Origin of the sequence: Clostridium sp. AM29-11AC, from assembly GCF_003480545.1 — a bacterium.
GTDB classification, from domain to species: domain Bacteria; phylum Bacillota; class Clostridia; order Lachnospirales; family Lachnospiraceae; genus Otoolea; species Otoolea saccharolyticum_A.
On record NZ_QUJI01000022.1, the window covers coordinates 1 to 18,691 of the forward strand.

At 51.6% G+C, this 18,691-nt stretch carries 17 protein-coding genes and 1 riboswitch; of the genes, 4 read left to right on the forward strand and 13 right to left on the reverse strand.

Annotation, left to right across the window (positions count from 1 at the left end):
* Positions 1-177 precede the first annotated feature (177 nt).
* Positions 178-921, reverse strand: a complete 744-nt coding sequence (locus DW757_RS13930; protein ID WP_008395116.1) for a GTP pyrophosphokinase family protein — start codon at positions 919-921, stop codon at positions 178-180.
* 306 nt (positions 922-1,227) lie between these two features.
* Here DW757_RS13930 and DW757_RS13935 point away from each other — a divergent pair, with 306 nt between their 5' ends.
* Positions 1,228-2,079, forward strand: coding sequence for a D-amino acid aminotransferase (locus tag DW757_RS13935; RefSeq protein ID WP_118752012.1), 852 nt, complete (start codon positions 1,228-1,230; stop codon positions 2,077-2,079).
* 182 nt (positions 2,080-2,261) lie between these two features.
* Here DW757_RS13935 and DW757_RS13940 read toward each other — a convergent pair whose 3' ends face one another.
* From DW757_RS13940 to metF, 7 genes are all read right to left on the reverse strand, one after another.
* Positions 2,262-3,089, reverse strand: a complete 828-nt coding sequence (locus tag DW757_RS13940) for an Mrp/NBP35 family ATP-binding protein (protein WP_118752013.1) — start codon at positions 3,087-3,089, stop codon at positions 2,262-2,264.
* A gap of 368 nt (positions 3,090-3,457) precedes the next feature.
* The gene (locus tag DW757_RS13945; protein ID WP_118752014.1) at positions 3,458-4,036 is read right to left on the reverse strand and encodes a folate family ECF transporter S component; all 579 of its coding nucleotides are present in this window, start codon (positions 4,034-4,036) and stop codon (positions 3,458-3,460) included.
* A gap of 61 nt (positions 4,037-4,097) precedes the next feature.
* Positions 4,098-4,197: riboswitch (THF riboswitch) on the reverse strand.
* Between the two features lie 188 nt (positions 4,198-4,385).
* A complete protein-coding gene (locus tag DW757_RS13950) occupies positions 4,386-4,847 on the reverse strand; it encodes an acyl-CoA thioesterase (RefSeq protein ID WP_015573811.1) in 462 nt (153 codons plus the stop codon).
* A gap of 215 nt (positions 4,848-5,062) precedes the next feature.
* Complete coding sequence (locus tag DW757_RS13955) at positions 5,063-5,329, reverse strand: HPr family phosphocarrier protein (RefSeq protein ID WP_008395108.1); 267 nt, start codon at positions 5,327-5,329, stop codon at positions 5,063-5,065.
* A 108-nt stretch (positions 5,330-5,437) separates the two neighbouring features.
* Positions 5,438-7,945: a homocysteine S-methyltransferase family protein gene (locus DW757_RS13960; RefSeq protein ID WP_118752015.1), complete on the reverse strand. Its 2,508-nt coding sequence runs from the start codon at positions 7,943-7,945 to the stop codon at positions 5,438-5,440.
* A 36-nt stretch (positions 7,946-7,981) separates the two neighbouring features.
* Positions 7,982-8,800 carry a vitamin B12 dependent-methionine synthase activation domain-containing protein gene (locus DW757_RS13965; RefSeq protein WP_243033711.1) on the reverse strand — a complete coding sequence of 273 codons (819 nt, stop codon included), beginning with the start codon at positions 8,798-8,800 and terminating at the stop codon, positions 7,982-7,984.
* Between the two features lie 181 nt (positions 8,801-8,981).
* Positions 8,982-9,839 carry a methylenetetrahydrofolate reductase [NAD(P)H] gene (gene metF, locus DW757_RS13970; protein WP_021965414.1) on the reverse strand — a complete coding sequence of 286 codons (858 nt, stop codon included), beginning with the start codon at positions 9,837-9,839 and terminating at the stop codon, positions 8,982-8,984.
* A 420-nt stretch (positions 9,840-10,259) separates the two neighbouring features.
* On the opposite strand from metF, the gene DW757_RS13975 reads away from it, so the two are divergent.
* Positions 10,260-11,285, forward strand: coding sequence for a PTS sugar transporter subunit IIC (locus DW757_RS13975; RefSeq protein WP_118752017.1), 1,026 nt, complete (start codon positions 10,260-10,262; stop codon positions 11,283-11,285).
* Between the two features lie 147 nt (positions 11,286-11,432).
* Here DW757_RS13975 and DW757_RS13980 read toward each other — a convergent pair whose 3' ends face one another.
* The 5 genes from DW757_RS13980 to DW757_RS14000 form a co-directional block, all read right to left on the reverse strand.
* A complete protein-coding gene (locus tag DW757_RS13980; protein ID WP_118752018.1) occupies positions 11,433-13,685 on the reverse strand; it encodes a GGDEF and EAL domain-containing protein in 2,253 nt (750 codons plus the stop codon).
* Positions 13,686-13,701: 16 nt separating this feature from the next.
* A complete protein-coding gene (locus DW757_RS13985) occupies positions 13,702-14,502 on the reverse strand; it encodes a GTP pyrophosphokinase (RefSeq protein WP_008395101.1) in 801 nt (266 codons plus the stop codon).
* 82 nt (positions 14,503-14,584) lie between these two features.
* Complete coding sequence (galT, locus tag DW757_RS13990; protein ID WP_118752019.1) at positions 14,585-16,096, reverse strand: UDP-glucose--hexose-1-phosphate uridylyltransferase; 1,512 nt, start codon at positions 16,094-16,096, stop codon at positions 14,585-14,587.
* Positions 16,097-16,287: 191 nt separating this feature from the next.
* Positions 16,288-16,836 carry a Gx transporter family protein gene (locus DW757_RS13995; protein ID WP_118752020.1) on the reverse strand — a complete coding sequence of 183 codons (549 nt, stop codon included), beginning with the start codon at positions 16,834-16,836 and terminating at the stop codon, positions 16,288-16,290.
* Positions 16,811-17,008 (reverse strand): hypothetical protein, encoded by a 198-nt coding sequence (locus DW757_RS14000; RefSeq protein WP_243033712.1) that lies wholly within the window; start codon positions 17,006-17,008, stop codon positions 16,811-16,813. The genes DW757_RS13995 and DW757_RS14000 overlap by 26 nt, the downstream gene beginning before the upstream one ends.
* Positions 17,009-17,173: 165 nt before the next feature.
* On the opposite strand from DW757_RS14000, the gene DW757_RS14005 reads away from it, so the two are divergent.
* Positions 17,174-18,214, forward strand: coding sequence for an FAD:protein FMN transferase (locus tag DW757_RS14005; protein WP_008395097.1), 1,041 nt, complete (start codon positions 17,174-17,176; stop codon positions 18,212-18,214).
* A gap of 18 nt (positions 18,215-18,232) precedes the next feature.
* Positions 18,233-18,622: a NusG domain II-containing protein gene (locus DW757_RS14010; protein WP_015573804.1), complete on the forward strand. Its 390-nt coding sequence runs from the start codon at positions 18,233-18,235 to the stop codon at positions 18,620-18,622.
* Positions 18,623-18,691 lie beyond the last annotated feature (69 nt).

Consider the following 18,691-nt stretch of genomic DNA (forward strand, 5'->3'; position numbering starts at 1 on the left):
ACCTCGCGATGACGCCTTTGCCATTGGCTGCACCCTTCCCACTGCCGGGCGGGTCGGGGACTTTCACCCGTTAGAACGTGTGCCCGCCGGGCACACCAAAAATGGGACAGAGCCATCTCTGGCATCTGTCCCGAAAACAGTTCTTTCTTATTTGTGAAATATTCAAACCGGCCGGCTCTACACCGCCTTTTCCCTGCCTTTGTTGATATCGAACTCCTTCATCTGCTCCCGGTCCTCAATTTTTCTCCGAATCTCCAGCATCTTCCAGTCTGTCCCGGCAATGACTTCCGCACACTTTCTCAGATCTTCCCCGATCTCTGCCGCCTCCTCCTCGGTCATCTCTTTTTTATACTTGAGCTGGTGGTCAAGGCTGGCCCAGAAATCCATGGCTATCGTGCGAATCTGAACCTCTGCCCTGATATACTGCTTACAGTTTGAAAAGAAAACCGGAACCTCCACAATCATGTGGTAGCTCCTGTATCCGTTTACCTTGGGGCTTCTGATGTAATCCTTAATGGCAACCACTCTCACATCATCCTGTCTCGCCAGCATACGGCTCACATCGTAAATATCGTCAATAAAAGAACAGATCACGCGGACTCCTGCAATGTCATCAAGATTTTGCGTCATGGACTCCACAGTCAGAGGCAGTCCTCTGCGTCTGAGCTTCCCGAAAATGCTCTCCGGCCTTTTGACTCTGGACTTAATCATCTCTATGGGGTTTCTCTGGTTCCTGACTGACAGCTCGTCGTTGAGTACCTCCAGCTTTGTCTTCAGTTCACGGATTGCACAGGAGTATTTCATCATTTCATTTCGAAATTCAATGGCCTCGCCGATCAGGCTTTCCGGAACCTCCACCTCACTTGGACCAATCACAACTGACTGGCTCAGCTCACTGTTCGGATTCTGGTTAAAACTCATATCACACACCTCTGGTTTGTCATTCTGTCTGCTGCGGCACAGCCGGATTGCCGGTGTTTTCCGCATTATCTCTGTCTATTATAGCCGAAAAACCGTTCGGAGACAATGAAACTTTCATTAATTTTCCCTGAAGTTCGTTTCTTTCCTATCCGGCGGGCACCGTCTGCCGCAGTTCCCATATGCTCTCCGGCACAGGTTCTGTATTTTTTCATTTTAGCCGGGTTCCCTCGCGCTGAGCGGTTTACAAACTATCCCTTTAATGGTATGCTTAGCAGTAGATATTTTACATCGGATTGGAGGTTTATTATGAAAAACTTAGGTTACTACAACGGTGCCTTCGGCCCTCTGGAAGAGATGACCGTACCTATGAACGACCGCGCCGGATACTTCGGCGACGGCGTCTATGAAGCGACCCTGGCCAGAAATGGGAAAATCTTTGCCCTTGAGGATCACTTAAACCGATTCTACAACAGCGCCGCACTGATCAAGATGACAGTTCCCTACACGAGAGAGGAGCTGACCGACATTCTCTATTCCATGCTCGGCAAGATGGATGATTCTGAGATTCTGGTCTACTGGCAGCTCACCAGAGGCACTGCCATCAGAAATCATGTATTCCCCGACGCCTCCGTAAAACCAAATCTCTGGATTACCATGAAGCCCGGAAAGAAGGCGGATCCGGATCATGTTCTGAAGCTGGTGTCTACAGAGGATACACGTTTCCTCCACTGCAATATCAAGACACTCAACCTGCTTCCCAATGTTATGGCCGCCGAGAAGGCCCGCGAGGCAGGCTGCGATGAATGTGTGTTCCACCGCGGCGACATTGTAACCGAGTGCGCCCACAGCAATGTCTCCATTTTAAAGGACGGCGTTTTCATCACCCATCCTACCGACCACTACATCCTTCCCGGCATTTCCAGAATGCATCTGATTCAGGAGTGCAGGCGCCTGGGCATTCCGGTGGACGAGACTCCATTCACCATGAAGGAGCTTCTGGAGGCTGACGAGATCATCGTTTCCAGCTCCACCAAGCTGGTGCTGCGCGCATGCGAGCTGGAGGGACAGCCGGTGGGCGGAAAGGCCTCTGACCTTTTCAAAAAGCTTCAGAATGCTTATGTGGAGCGCTTCCTGCGCGAAACTGAAAACGGCAGATAGCACTGCACCGGCCGGGAGAGCCTTTGCTCTATTGATATTCTGCCAGATGTTCAATGCAGTACGGAAAAGAAAAAATGCGGACTCCCTGCACAGACATGGAACCTTCCCGTTCCGTCCGGCCGGAAGCCGCATTTTTCTTTATTCTTTCACGCAGAATTTACGGCTGCCAAACCATTTGCAGCTTACAGCTTCTCAATCACATCTGCTGCATGATCGAGCCATGGAGATTCCACATACTCTACCACACCCTGATCCACACTGTCTGCGATCTTCGGATCGATCGGCAGCTGGGCGAGCACCGGAATCTGATACTCACTGGCTACCTCCTCGATTCTGCTCTCTCCAAACACGGAAATCTTCTTTCCGCAGTCAGGACAGACAAGATAGCTCATATTTTCCACCAGACCGATAATCGGCACGTTCATCTTCTTCGCCATGTTGACGGCCTTTGCCACAATCATGGAAACCAGATCCTGAGGAGAGGTTACAATGATGATTCCGTCAAGGGGAATTGACTGAAAGACGGTCAGCGGCACATCCCCTGTTCCCGGAGGCATATCCACAAACATATAGTCGATATTCTTCCACAGCGCCTCCTTCCAGAACTGTTTGATCACGCCTGCCACAATGGGGCCTCTCCAAATCACAGGATCCGTCTCATTCTCCAGGATCAGGTTGGCGGACAGCATCTGGATGCCCGTCTGGCTCTCGCAGGGAACCATCAGCTCGTCAGCGGTCACCCTCACCATCTCATGAACACCGAAGGCCTTCGGGATGGACGGTCCGGTAATGTCCGCATCCAGAATCCCGACTCTGTTGTTTCTTGCCCGCATCTTGCAGGCCATCAGTGAGGTCACAAGGGACTTTCCCACGCCTCCCTTTCCGCTCACTACGCCGATTACCTTCTTTACTGTACTCTGTGGGTTTAACGGCTCTAAAAAGCTGGATGGCTGGCGGCTCTGGCAGTCAGCACTGCAGCTTTTGCAGTCATGATTGCACCCTTCACTCATAATAATTTCTCCTTTCCGTCTCCGGCGTCTTTAAAAGCCGGCACGTTCTTTTTTATGGTCAGAAGGGTTCTCCCTTCCCAATCGTTTTTTCTGCCCTTTTGGGCTTTTTGACAGCTTCTATCGTATCACATTCCCACCGGTTTGTCCCGTTCTTTTTTTCGTGCATCTCCGTTCTTATTCCAAAAGGCAGCGTCTTCTCCTCTCTGTCCCGTCTGCAGTTTTATTCCGCAAAAAAGAGGAAGAGCTTTACTCTTCCCCCTTCTCTGTCAGTGTTTTTCCTTCTTCTGCTTTCTTATTTCACCCATTGATTGAACTGCTTCCCGCCGTTTAAACAGGGGCCGGGCACCGTAGCCATGTCTTCTCTGTGATCACTGCTGTATCCTTCTGGCCGTCCCAAAGTTTCTGATCGTTTTTACAAAGCCCAGATCCTCCAGCTTCTTTACAATCACGAAGAAAATAACGGAGTCAACGGGCCACATGATCAGATTTTTCAACAGCCTCGGCCCGATCAGAACTGCCATTCCCTTGCCGTACATAAAGCTGAGGCACCAGGTGTTTAAGAGTACGTTGCAGATAAGAGCCACCAGAAGCTTGGCAAAGAGGACGCGGCCAAAGGTAATGGGTCTGCGGTAGAGAACCGTTCCGTAAATCATGGCGCCCAGCATGGCGATCAGGGTAAAGCCAGGGAAAAAGGCTCCCGTCGGCTTGGCTGCAAACTTCAGAATGTCCAGGATTCCCGCATAGAACATGCCTGTCACAGGACCAAAGAGGTAGTAGACAAACTGATTTGCCACACTTCCAAGGCCTATTTTCAGGTAAGGCCCTGCCTCAATGGTAAAATAGCCCAGCACAACGGAGATGGCCATAAACATGGCCGACGTGGTCATCGTCCTCAGATGTCTCATTTCCTTCCAGGACTGGGCATACAATTCTGCGAGTTTTTTCATAAAAAATACCTCCTTCGTGCAGAATCTCGAACCGCACCAGGGAGATACTTCCTTCCACGGATGCAGCGGGATGCGGGGAACAGACCGCGAAGGTTTCCTTCTTCGTCCGGACGGCAACTCCCTGTCCATCCGGCACTTAACGCCTGCTCCCCTACTCTGCGTTCTTATTTTTCTGTAACCACAGTATACCATCTCTACTGACGTCTCGATGGGACTGATCGCCAAATGCATGCTCATGCAAGCATGGCATGCGCTTTTCTCGCTATTATACCATATCAGCATAACTTTTCAATACTTTTTATCTGCGTCCCGGTCAATCGGGGCTTTGAAGGCTGTCTCTGCCGTTTCGTCAGTCTTCTTCTGACTCATTCTTCATCTCCCTGAACGCCCTGTCCATCTCAATGTAATTGCGCTTCAGGGAAACGGGTTTCCCGTCTCTGGTCAAAAAGCAGTGACGGCTTTCTCCCACGCAGCGCACCTGACCTGTCTCGCAGTCCAGCACCGTGTACTCTATGGTCATTCTGATTCCATTGTACTCCTTCAGATTCGTGATGATCCGCACGGTTTCACCGAAGCGCGTCATGCTCTTGTATTCACAGTGGATGGAAACAACGGGGCTGATAATTCCCTCCGCCTCCATCATGTCATATCCCATGCCCATCTGCTCCATCATGTGGACTCTGGCCTCCTCGAACCAGCGGATGTAATTGGAATGGTGAATAATCCCCATCTGATCCGTTTCATAATACTGTGTCTTGTGTTCATAAACCTCATATTTCACGACATCCCGCTCCTTTCCTGCTTCCATCATCTTCCTGGTATCACGGCTCTCCCTTCGAAACACACAGTTGGAAGTACGCGGCCTGAATCATACGGCCTGAATGTACGTTCCGAATCAAAAGGATGTACCGGTTCGGACCTGCACAGCCGCGCAGCCTCTCATGCTTCCGCCGCTGGATAAAAGTCGGCACTGGCAAAAAGAGAGCGTTGCTGCCAGCAACACTCTCTCTTCTCACGCATATTCTATTAATTCTCGCCGAGTCCGCTCTCGATCGCTGCGGAGAGAGCCTCCATAGCTGCCTCCTCGTCCTCGCCGTCACAGATCAGGTTAATCTCTGTTCCGCACTTGATTCCTGCTGCCATTACATTCAGCACGCTCTTTGCGACAATCCTCTTCTCACCGCACTCGATGATTACGTCGCATTTGAATTTCATAGCTGCCTGGGATAACACTCCAGCTGGTCTTAAGTGAAGACCAGATGGGTTCACAACCGTTAATTTTTTAGATAACATACGCTCGTCTCCTCTACTGTTTCATTTCCTTAGAGTGCCATGACTCCTCGTCTGATATATGAGAATTTTATTACAATTTTCATTCTGTGTCAAGTACGCTTTCATGCGCTATCCAATGACCTTCTGGGCATAATTTACAGATGCCATGGCATCTTTACAGTAGGCGTCAGCCCCGATGGAATCGGCATATTCAGGAGTCAGAACTGCGCCTCCCACCATGATCTTTGCCCAGCCTGCTTCCTTCCTGAGAAGCCGGATCGTCTCCTCCATGCTGGGCACCGTGGTGGTCATCAGGGCGCTGAGTCCCACAAGAGGTGCTCTGCGCTTCACCGTCTCCTCTGCAATCCGCTCAGGCGGCACATCCTTTCCCAGATCCACCACCTCATAGCTGTAGTTTTCCAGAAGCACCTTCACAATATTTTTCCCTATATCGTGAATATCACCCCTGACGGTTGCAAGGATAATCACTCCCTTTTTTTCCTGGCTGTTCCCTGAACCTGCCATGGCAGCCTTGAGCACTTCAAAGGCAGCCTTGGCAGCCTCCGCGCTCATGAGGAGCTGGGGAAGAAACACCGTTCCCTGCTCAAAGCCCTTTCCCACACAGTCCAGAGCCGGGATCATGCAGGCATTGATCACCTCAAGAGGGGAAGCCTCCTTGAGAGCAGCTGCTGCTGCTCTGGCAGCCTGCTCTTTCAGTCCGCGCACCACGCTCTCCCAGAGCTGCACCTGACTCTTATGGCTCTCATGGATTTCCTGTACCTCTTCCGGCGCTTTCTCCGATACTGCTTCTCCTTTGCCAAAGACAGTGTCCGAGGGCTGCTGTTTTGTCTGTCCCCCATATGCGCTGATATAATCCCCACAGTTTTCATCCAGAGCGGCCAGGGCACGAAAGCTGCGCCAGGAGCGCATCATGGCATCGGAATTGGGATTGATGATGGCCGCGCTCAGACCATTCATCATGGCCATTGTGAAGAAAGCGGCATTGATGCTCTCTCTCTGGGGAAGGCCGAAAGAGACATTGGATACCCCGAGAATGGTTTTCCCGTGAAGTTCATCCCTTATGCGCCTTACCGCCTCCAGCGTGGTCAGCGCTCCCTGGCTGTCTGAGCTGATCGTCATGCAGAGTGTATCGATCAGAATATCCTTTTTGTCAATTCCGTACTGGGCGGCTCTCCTGTATATTTTTTCAGCTACCCTGATTCTGCCGTCAGCTGTGTCGGGGATTCCCTCCTCATCCAGAGTCAGGGCCACCACAACTCCTCCGTATTTTTTTACCAGGGGAAAGATGGCATCCATACTCTCTGCCTTTCCGTTTACGGAGTTGACGAGAGGCTTTCCATTGTAAATCCTCATGGCTCTCTCCATGGCCTCAATGTTCGAGGTATCGATTTGCAGCGGAAGGTCGAGAATGCTCTGAAGCTCTCTCACCGCCTCCTCCATCATGGACGGCTCGTCAATCTCTGGAAGGCCCACATTGACATCCAGCACCTGCGCGCCGCTATCCTGCTGTGCCAGTCCCTCCCTGAGAATGTATTCCATGTCGTGATCCCGCAGGGCCTGCTTAAACTTCGGCTTTCCGGTGGGGTTGATGCGCTCCCCGATGATTACCGGATCCGATGCGATCTCCACCAGCTGGGAGTAGGAGGTGACAACGGTTTCTGCCTTTTTGGACGGGAGCTTCTGCTTCTTTTCCCTGCATGCCAGGCAGAGCTTTCTGATATATTCCGGCGTCGTTCCGCAGCAGCCGCCTACAACGGATGCTCCCATATCCACAATCTCAGCCATGGTTTTGGCAAACTGATCCTCGTCTATATCGTATACAGTCCTGCCCTCCACGCTTCTGGGCAGACCTGCATTGGGATTTACAATAATCGGCACTGACGCATATTTCGCAAACTCCCTGACAAATTCCTTCATCTGCACCGGTCCCAGGCCGCAGTTAATGCCCACTGCATCCACGCCCAGCCCCTCCAGAAGAGCAATCACCGTGCGGGGCGTGCCGCCTGTCAGGAGCTTGCCCTTTTCATCAAAGATCGTTGTGGCAAAAACAGGCAGATCCGCCTGCTCCCCTGAGATTCCGTCCCCTGCCAGAGCCTCCTTGACGCCGAGAACAGCGGCCTTCAGCTCATAGCTGTCACTCATTGTCTCGATGAGAACTAAATCCACCCCTGCGCGGATCCCAATCCCGGCAGCCTCCCGGTAAATCTCCACCGCTGTCTCAAAATCCAGGTCTCCCATGGGCTTTAAAAGCCTGCCTGTGGGCCCCAGATCGAGGGCAATGTATCCGTGGCCTGCCAGATTCACTGCCTCCCTCGCATTCCTGACGGCCGCCTCTATGATTTCCTTCAGGCCAAATTCCGTATTCTCATTGAACTTCAGCCGGTTGGCCCCGAAGGTATTGGTATTGATGATATCGCAGCCTGCATCAAGGTAATCTCTGTGCAGCTTTACGATCACCTCTGGACGGCGGATATTCCAGGTTTCAGGAAGCTCTCCCGGCTTCAGCCCGGCCGCCTGCAAAAGGCTCCCTGTCCCTCCGTCAAAAAACAGAATCCTCTCCGCCAGCTCATGAAGGAGTCTGCTCTTTTTCCCTGTCTGTCTCTCTGCTATGCTCATATCTTCCCGCACTCCTGTCTTAGCAACTTTTATTATTTAAATCTGTTTTCTCTGTCTGTTCCCTGTGCCTGCCCGTCCGGCTGCGGACCTGGAAACCTGGCCTTTTGAACCCTCTTTCCTCTCCCGGTACATGCAGTCCTCCTTCTGGCAGGCTTCACAGCTGCGTCCTCCTGCTGTGCCCGCCTGTGAGCAGGCCTCACTGCCAATCCCGATAACGGCTGTCACCGATTTCGACGGCACCATAAGGAGGCTGTCAGTCAGTGTGATTCCCGCCCGCTTTTCAAGCTCCAGGGCTGACGCAAAGGATCGCTGATATTCCAGAGAGAAATCACCATAGCCGGGGCTGAAGCGGGGACACAGATACAGCCCCCTCCTCCCGTACTCCTCTGCCAGGCGCCTGTTTTCCAGGTTGCAGTAGGCCTCGATCATGGCAGCTGCCGCAGCCTGCATCACAACTGCCCGGCTCATCTCTATGGCGCTGTAGCGGCGAAGGAGCAGATCCACTCCTGCCCCCAGTGTGGCTCCAAACAGAAATACCTGCCGACATCCTTCCAGATTTTTTCTCAGACTCTCGCTTCTGGCCTGAAAGCAGGTGAAATCGAGGGAGCCGTCCTGACTGACGGAAAAAGGGTATTCCCGGCCGTAAAAGCGGGGAGACAGGAAGCCGGAAAGCTCTTCGATACAGCTCTCCACAAGCTCCTCCTCCCTCCTTTCAGGGCGTTTTCCTCTGTAGCCCAGGTAGCGGAAGATTTCCCTGCGGTTTGTGGATCCTGCAATCTGTGCTTCCAGCGTCCTGTTCTCCAGTTCCCGTTCTTTTTTTCTTTTTTCCGACTGCTTTTCTGTGTCCTTTTCCATTTTTCCCCGCTTTCTGCTTTGCAGGCTGTCCTGCTTTCCGTCCCCGGGCTGGCAGCCCGCTCTTCCGGCTGTACTTTCCTGCCTTCTGCTTCCCTTCATCATGCGCCCCGGTTCTGCTGAAAGGAGGCTACGCCTGGTGATACCTGATGACTTCTGAAGGATACTTATAAATAGTTTAATCCTACAAAATCTCTGAAAGACTGTTCTTGATCTGCTCCGCCACATCCGGCTTATTCATGGAGTAGACATGGATGCCGTTTACATGATTTGCAATCAGGTCAATGATCTGCTCGGTAGCGTAGGCAATTCCAGCCTGCTTCATCGCAGCCGGATTGTCTCCGAACCGGTCGACAATGGCCTTAAATCTGGCCGGAAGATAGGTTCCGGACATCCTGCAGATGCGGTCGATCTGCCTGGCATTGGTGACAGGCATGATTCCGGCTACCACAGGAACTGTAATTCCCCTCTCCCGGATGCGGTAGAGGTAGTTGTACAGAATGTTGTTGTCAAAAAACATCTGGGTGGTCACAAAGTCGCAGCCGGCCTCCACCTTTTCCCTCAGATGCTCAATATCCTCTGTCTTGTTGGCAGATTCCACATGTCCCTCAGGGTAGCAGGCGGCGCCGATGCAGAAATCCCCGTCAAAGCTGCGGATCTCACGGATCAGCTCAGACGCATACCTGTAGTCGTGAGCCAGAGGGCCTCCCTCGGGAATGTCGCCCCTGAGCGCCAGGACATTTTCGATCCCGCGGGTCTTCAGCTCTCCCAGAACACGGCGCACCTCCTCTTTCGTGGACGAGACGCAGGTCAGATGAGCCAGGGCATTCACTCCCTGATTTTTGATACTGGAGGCAATATCCACTGTATATTTGCTTGTACCTCCTCCCGCCCCATAGGTCACACTCATAAAAGCAGGCTTCAGCCTGGCAATCCTGATGGCTGCCTCTTCCACAGAATCATATTTGTCTTCTGCCTTTGGGGGAAACACTTCAAACGAAAGAGTCGGCTTCCCCTGTGCTAGTATATCTCTGATCTTCATACCTGAATACCTCCGTTTCCCCTGGTCCTCCGAGGAGGCCGAGTTTTCTTTTTTTCTCTTTTTGCTCTTTCACTGAGACAGGCATCTGTTCAGAGCCTTTGGTCAAGGCCTGCCTGGCAGGGCGCTGAACTGCTGCCTGACATTCAGCTGTAAGATTTCTGTAAGTATAGCACAGGATTGATAAAATTTCCACAAATGATATTGACAAATTTTTCACATTTTTTCGAATTTTTCTTGCATTCCTGTCAATCTGTGGTAGAATACGGTAACTGTTTTACTCGACAGATTTTTAACAATGCTGTGCTGTTTACTCTGCCGCTGAAAGCATGCTCGAAGCCAGGCCCCGTCTGCTGCCTTCCTTTTCGTCCATGCAGTGTGATTGTAAGACAGTTCAAGATTTTCACAGGAGGATTTACACCAATGAACAGTCAGACTGTAAAAGACTTTCTCAAACGCAAGCAGATCAATATCTCCGTCCAGACCTACCTGATTGACGCGCTGGGCGCCATGGCTTTCGGTCTTTTCGCCTCCCTGCTGATCGGCACCATCTTCGGTACCCTGGGAGAAAAAACAGGCCTTGAAATCTTCAACACCATTGCCGTCTATGCAAAGGGGGCCACCGGAGCCGCCCTGGGCGTTTCCATCGCCTATGCTCTGAAGGCTCCCCAGCTTGTCATCTTCTCTGCCGCCACAGTCGGCATTGCCGGAAACGAGCTGGGCGGACCTGTAGGCGCACTGGTAGCCACCATCATTGCAGCCGAGCTTGGAAAGGCCGTTTCAAAGGAAACGAGGGTTGACATCCTGGTAACCCCCGGGGTCACGATCATTTTCGGAGTTCTTACCGCCCAGTTTATCGGACCAGGCGTTTCCGCCTTCATGACAGCCTTCGGAGATCTCGTAAAGACAGCCACTGTCATGCAGCCATTCTTCATGGGAATTGTAGTTTCCGCTCTTATAGGCATCGCCCTGACGCTTCCTATCAGCAGCGCGGCCATCTGCATCATGCTGAGCCTTGACGGGCTGGCGGGAGGAGCAGCTACAGCCGGCTGCTGCGCACAGATGATCGGCTTTGCCGTACTGAGCTACAGGGAGAACGGCTTTGGCGGCCTTCTGGCTCAGGGGCTTGGAACCTCCATGCTGCAGATGCCGAATATCGTGAGGAACCCAAAAATCTGGCTGGCTCCCACCCTGGCTTCCATGGTGGCAGGGCCTATATCCACCATGGTCTTCAAGCTGGAAAATATCGCGGCCGGATCCGGCATGGGAACCTGCGGACTGGTAGGACCTATCGGCATCTACACAGCTATGCCTGAGGGCGGAGCAAACATGTGGCTTGGAATCGCCCTTGTATGCTTTCTGCTCCCGGCAGTCCTGACACTTGCCTTCGGAGAGATCTTCCGCAGAATCGGATGGATTCGTGAAGGAGATTTAAAGCTGGATCTGTAATGACAGTTTCATCTTCCAGTTTCCCGGAAAGCTGGAAAATGAAACACTTCTGAGAATTTCATATCCCACATAGCGCGCCAAAAGCGGCGCATTCCAGACGACGGATAAACCGCCTGGAATGCGCCGCTTTTGGCTTTGTATATACTCTTACTGCAGATACTTCTCTGCAAATTCATCACTTGGAATCGGTCGGCTGTAATAGTAGCCCTGTCCATAGTCCACGCCGATGGAGCGGATAAAGGCTTCATTCTCTGCAGTCTCCACTCCCTCCACAACCGTAGTGATGGAAAGGTCTCTCGCCAGATTCACAATATGCTTCATGAGAACCGCCTGGCTCTCACTCTCTCTGAAGACCTCCTGCTCCAGGAAACCGCGGTCCAGCTTGACTTCATCAATGCCGATTCTCGTCAGCAGGTTCAGGGAAGAATAGCCGCTTCCAAAATCGTCCAGAGAGATCTTAAATCCCAGATTTTTTAAGAGCATAATTGTCTTATTCAGCTCTCCGATGCTCTCCGCCGCCAGCCCTTCCAGTATCTCCAGCGTGATCCTGCTGCGCGGAATGTTGTAGTGCTCCGTGATCTGGCACAGACGCTCCACATAGTCAGACTGATAAAACAGCAGCTTGGACTGATTGACAGAAACGCTGATTGGCCTTCTGCCCTCATCCTCCCACTGCCTCAGCTTTCTGCATACCTGGGCAACCATGTAGAGGTCCAGCTGGGCGCAGAAGCCGTTCAGCTCAAAAAGAGGAATAAACTGATCTGGAAAGATCACCGAACCGTCCTCACGAATCCACCGCACCAGGGCCTCTGCAGAGGCAATCTCCCCTGAAGCGAGGTCTCTCTTAGGCTGGAGGAACAGGCGGAACTCTTCTTTTTCCAGGGCCTCATTTTTGCTGCTCTCGATCAGGCGCACCAGCTCCTCTGCTTTGTGGAGCTTTTCATCGTAAAATACAATATCCCGCTCCACTCCCTGTCTGGCCTGCTTCAGCGCAAATTCTGCCCTGTCGATCAGTTCATCCGGTCTGGTCACCTGATTGACTGCTGCTCCCGCGTAAATCTGAATGGGATAGTTTCTGTTAAATCTTCTGGAGATTCTCTCGCAGCTCTTCATGATGTCCCCAATCCGTCTCCGGATCTCCTCTTCCTCCACGGTGTGGAGAAGCATGCAGAACTGATCGCTGTTGTAACGGCAGAAGCGCTCATCTTCTCTTATATTTTCCCTGATGATAAGAGCCAGCTCGCAGAGCACCTGATCCGCCTGTTTCTTTCCGAATATCTCGTTAATGTAGCGGAAATGGCGTATATTCAGAGCTGCAACGCTCCTGCAGCCATCCTGTTCCAGAAGCTCGGAAGCCTCCTGTTCGAACCGTTTCATATTAAACAGTCCTGTCAGGCTGTCGTAGTATGCGGTTCTTATCAGCTCCCGGTTATTCTTCCTCAGAATCCTGGAACCATACCATATGGAAGCAATGCTCAGAACCAGAATAATCAGGAAGGTGGCTGCAACAGCCAGAAGCATAAAATAGACGGGGCTTTTCACTTTATCGCTGTCGTCAATGCAGAGCAGATACCAGTCGTTTCTGTCTAACGGTTCCAGGTAAAGGCCGTAGGTACTGCCGCCATATTGGTAGGAAATCGTGCAGTCCCTGCCCATGGCCATGTTCTCCCTCAGAAGGCTTCTGTCCTTCTCTGAAATCCCTTCCTGGCTGAAAATGGACGCGCTCATATGACGCCCCTCTTCCTCCTCCGTATGCCCGACGAAATTCCCGTCTGCATCCAGCCAGGCCACATCCAGGCTAATCTGCGACAGCGTTGTCTCGTTCAGAATATCCAGAAACACATCCAGAGCCCTTACTCCCAGCAGGCATCCCTTCGGAATACCCGATTCATCGTAGACGGGAACGCTGTAAGCAATAACCGGCGTTTTCAGGGTCACATCCATATACACCTGAGAGGTGGCGTTTTCTCCGTTCCATCCCTTCTCAATCACCTCCTGCAGTTCCGGCGCCCGCTCAGAGATCGGCAGATCCCTTCCCAGCTCCCTGGTCATGCTGATGCGTATCTTGTCGCTTCCCTTCTCACAGTAGCCCAGCCGCAGAAACAGCGCTGCCGTCCCTGCCCCGTCAATTCCGTCCGCCAGGTTTTCGAGCTCCAGCAGACGGCTGTTGGAGATAAAGCCGGCCAGCGTTTCCAGAGATTCAATGTCAGAATCCATCTGGCGCTCCATATTTATCTTGTACTCATTGATAAAGGCCTTCATCTGCGCTTCATATGAGTTTTTCTCCGCCCGGAGCATTGATGTGATTACGACGCCTGCACAGACAATGAGAATCAGGCTCACTGCCACTGTAAGCACGGTGATTCTGAAAATGCGCCTTTGTATCTCTTTTTCGTTCATATGATATCCTTCCGACTTACAGGGAATGCCTGTCCTCCTCCATCTGATAGCGCTCCTTTGCCTCTTTCAGCCGTCTGAAGTAGGAGCTCATCTCATCAGCCATGCCGGACAGTCTGTTTAAGAGGGTGGAAAAGTCCTTCAGCATCACATCGTTCTGGAAATACGGGTACACGATGTCGTGATCTACCTCGCTCCATCCCTCCTCAAACAAAGTTCTGGCCTGCAGCTCCACATAGTATCCCTTATATTTGACAATGTAGTGGATCGACCGGTAGATTCCGTCCGACTTAATGTCAATCAGATTTTTATCATATATTTTCGTGTCCCCAATCCTCCGATAGCTTTTGGGGCGCTCCGCAATATACCAGTGACCTGGATCCTCGTCAAAATCCCTGAGCCGATCTTCCACGTAGTGTTCGGGATTATTCTCAAACCTGCCTGTAATGTATTCATGGAATCCTCTCCAGTCCTCCCGGTACAGGAAAAACACGCGGATTCCGATTAAGTCTGTAATGTACTTATAATAGTTGGTGCTGTCAATTTCCCGGTAGCTGTCCAGGCTGTCATTTCTCTTTCTGATGATCTTTTCAATCAGGTGGCCCGGCTCTTTCAGCCGGTAACGGTAGGAGTGGATTCCCGCTCTCTCCGTGTCATAGAGATACTCGTCAAGGAAATCCCGGCTGATGGAACGCAGTTTCGGCTCCAGGGAACAGTAATGATTATAAATCCGTTCCAGTTCCCTGAAGCTGATATTCGCCGAGCGGAACTCATTTTCAGCAATGTTGTACTTTTTCAGAAACTCTTCCTTAATAAGCATGTTATCTGTCCTTTTTCTCCTTTTCTCTCACAAAAGCTCCGGAGCTGAAAAGCAGCCTGTTCCTGTATTTTCTGTCCCCTGCTTATTTCTCCTGGAAACCTGCCGCGTGCAGGAAGCGGGCAAATGCCTCTCTCCCCTCAGGAGTGAACTTGTACACGCCTGCATCCTCGAGAACCTTCTCAAATACAAGCCCAACCTCTTTTTTCAGAATCTCATCTACATTTTCTGCCGTCACAGACGGATATTTCGGAAGGAAGCCTTCCACCCAGTCTGCATGCTTTTCGATCTCCTCATCGGAACGGATATCCCTGCCGGACACAATGTACTCAGCCAGTTTTGCCAGCTCTCCCTTCAGGCGGGACGGAAGAACTGCCAGTCCCATAACCTCAATCAGACCGATGTTCTCTTTCTTGATATGGTGAAGCTCCTGGTGCGGATGGTAAACGCCCATAGGGAACTCCTCCGTGGTAATGTTGTTTCTGAGCACCAGATCCAGCTCATACATCTCTCCGTTCTTTCTGGCAATGGGAGTGATCGTATTGTGAGGCTCTCCGTCTGTCTCTGCAAAGATGAAGGCAGCCTCATCCGTATATTCTCTCCAGCATCCAAGCACCTTATCCCCCAGCTCAATCAGGCGCTCCGGATCCTTTGCCCTGGTCCGGATCACGGACATGGGCCATTTCACAATTCCGGCCTCCACATCCTCAAAGCCCGGGACAGTAAAATATTTCTCGATAGGCGCCTTTGCCATGGCGAAGGTATAATTTCCGCCCTGGAAGTGATCGTGCGTCAGAATAGAACCGCCCACAATCGGCAGATCCGCATTGGATCCCAGGAAATAGTGGGGGAACATCTTAACGAAGTCAAACAGCTTCGCAAAAGCAGCTCTGTCGATTTTCATCGGGGTGTGCTTTCCGTTGAACACGATGCAGTGCTCATTGTAATAGACATATGGAGAGTACTGGAATCCCCAGGGGCTTCCGTTGACCGTGATCGGGATGATTCTGTGATTGTTTCTGGCAGGGTGGTTGGCCCTTCCTGCATAGCCCTCATTCTCCATGCAGAGCTGGCATTTCGGATAACCGCTCTGCTTCATCAGCTTCGCGGCTGCGATGGCCTTCGGATCCTTCTCCGGCTTTGAAAGGTTTACGGTAATATCCAGGGTGCCGTACTTCGTATCCGTCGTCCATTTCATATCCCTGGCAATCCTGTATCTGCGGATATAGTCGGAATCCTGGCTCAGCTTATAGTAATACTCTGTGGCATCCTTTGGAGATTTGTGGTTGTATATATCCCAGAACTTCGCCACCACCTCGCTTGGACGCGGCATCAGGCAGTTCATCAGTTTCGTGTCAAACAAATCGCGGTAAACAATGCTGTCCTCAGCGAGAACGCCTGTTTCGTGGGCATAGTCGAGAAGCTCCTTCAACACGGCCTCCAGATCAATATCTCCCGGTTCCTCTGCCGGCTCCTCATACTCATCAAGCCCCATCACCTCAAGGATCTGGTTTGTGGCATAGATTTTGTCATACTCCGTGATAAGCCCCGTATCAAGACCGTATTTCACCAGTTTTTTGATTGCTTCATAAATCATACCCGTACTCTCCTTATTGTTTCTTATAACTATAACCATAAATAACCATAAAAGAATGATTTCTCCATGAAGCTGCTCCCTAGAAGGCATCTGAACCTTCTGATACACTCGAAGGAGCATTCCTCACTCCTGCCTTCCATTGTACTTCATCCCGGACGGTTTGCCAACCAGTTTTTTCCTCTGTTTCTTCCTCACAGCCTTCCCCTAAAACCGTGAATCCGCTCTGCCACCATCCCTCCGAGAAGCCCGATCACTGCCCCGGCGATGCTTCCCGCAGCCAGAAGAAACGGCAGGTAATAGAATACTGCCGTGTTCTGTACAACCAGGGCGGCAACCGCAAGCTGCCCCACATTGTGTCCCACACCTCCTATGACACTCACCCCTGTCTGTCCGAACCATCCTGTCCTTTTAAATAAAAGCATCAGGAGAAGGCTGAGGGTCCACCCTGCCATCCCGTAAACCATGGAAAAGCCGTTTCCAAAGGTAAATCCTACCAGAATAATCCTGACCAGTGAGATAAATACCAGTTCCCCCAGGCCTACTGTGTAGAGGCCCACGATCGTGACAAGGTTGGCAAGTCCCAGCTTCACGCCCGGAATGCCCAGGTTTATGGGAATCAGCGTTTCCACATAGCTCAGGAGAAAGGCCAGGGCGATCATCATCCCGCAGAACGCGGCCTGGAATGCATTTCCCCTTCTTTTTCTCTCTGCTTTCCTAGTTTTTGTTTCCTTTATTTCCATTTCTCCTATTTCCATTTCTCTTATTTCTATGTCTTCTGTCTCTTCTGTCTGTGCTCTGTTTTTGCTTCCGCCTGCCTCTGACTATGTCTGCTTCTGTCTGTGTTTTATTTTTCTCAGCTTTCTCTCTCATCCTGCGTTTTTTCACTTTTTTCTCTGTCCCATAGCTGTCCATTCTCCTGCCGTCCTTTCCCGGCCGCCTTCTTGACATGCCTCTCTGCCTTTGCTAGTATGGTAAGCGAAAGTTCAGTGCCGGTCTGCGGGCCCTAAAAGCGCAGCGCCTAAAGCACTCCTTTCTATTATATCTGTCAATAAACAAAGTACAAGAGGAAATACTGAAATGAATCAAAAACGACTGACCCAAGCCGCCGGCGTGCTGGCCGGTGCAGCAGTTTTGGCCGCCTGCTTTTTTCTTGATCAGAAGACCGTACCGCAGGAGCCCATTTCCCGCTCTGACTTTCTTTTAAATACCTTTGTCACCGTCACTCTCTATGACACAGATGACGAAGAGCTTCTGACACAGTGCATGGCCCTGTGCCGGGAATACGAAAACCGATTCAGCAAGACTATCGCGGACAGCGAGATCTATAAGCTGAACCACAGAAGCCCCGATGAAACCACCTTCACCCTGAGCGATGATACGGCTGCCCTTCTGAGGGAGGGCCTCTACTACAGCCAGGTATCCGACGGAGCCTATGACCTGACCATCGAGCCCTTAAGTTCTCTCTGGGACTTTACAGGCGGACAGGCCGTGATTCCCCCTCAGTCCTCCATCGACGAGGCTGTGAGCCGGGTGGGATATGAAAATCTTTCTCTCGACGGCAATAAACTGACCTTCCTCTCCCCTGATACCACCCTGGATCTGGGTTCTATAGCCAAGGGATTCATCGCGGACAGACTGAAGGATTTTCTTGTCAGCCGCGGTGTGGAGAGCGCGATCATCAATCTGGGTGGAAATGTACTGTGCATCGGAACACAGCCGGACGGCACTCCCTTCCGCATCGGCATCCAGAAGCCTTTTGCGGAATACAGCGATGTGGTGGGATATGTGGATATCGACGACATGTCCGTGGTATCCTCCGGAGTATACGAACGCCATTTTGTTGCAGACGGAAAGAATTACCACCACCTCCTAAACCCAAAGACCGGCTATCCCTATGACAACGGTCTGATCTCCGTCGTCATCATCTGTCCGGAGTCTGTGGACGGTGATGCTTTAAGCACCACCTGCTTTTCCCTGGGACTGGAAAAAGGAATAGAACTTCTCGATTCTACGGATGACGCCTGCGGAATCTTCATCACGGATGACTACGAGCTCCACTTTTCCGAAGGCGCCAGAGAGCTGTCCATCTATGATATCCATGGGAAGCCTCTGAATTAAGTGATAAGGAGAATGCATATGAGCCAGACGAGACGCGCTGACAGCGCCCCTGAACATAAGTCCGGACAGAAAAAGCGGGACCTTCTTCTTCTCGCCGTCCTCCTCGCCGCTGCTGCCCTCCTCTTTGCCGGCAGAGAATTCTTCGCCGGCCGGCCGGCAGTTATGGTCTCAGTCAGTGTAGACGGAACAGAAATCATGACGTTAGACTTAAACCGGAATGATGACATTGTCATTGAAAGCGGAAACGGCCAGACGAACCATCTTATAATAGAGGATGGAAAGGCATTCCTGACTGAGGCCTCCTGCCCTGACAAACTCTGCGTCCGTCAGGGTGCCATCTCTGAAACAGGCCAGTCTATTGTCTGCCTCCCAAACCGCGTGATTGTCACAATTGTGGGAACAAAATAACAAAAGGCCCGTTTTCCGGACTTGCGAACTTATGTTCTTTTTTCTGTTGCGCACTCTGCCTGTATGAGG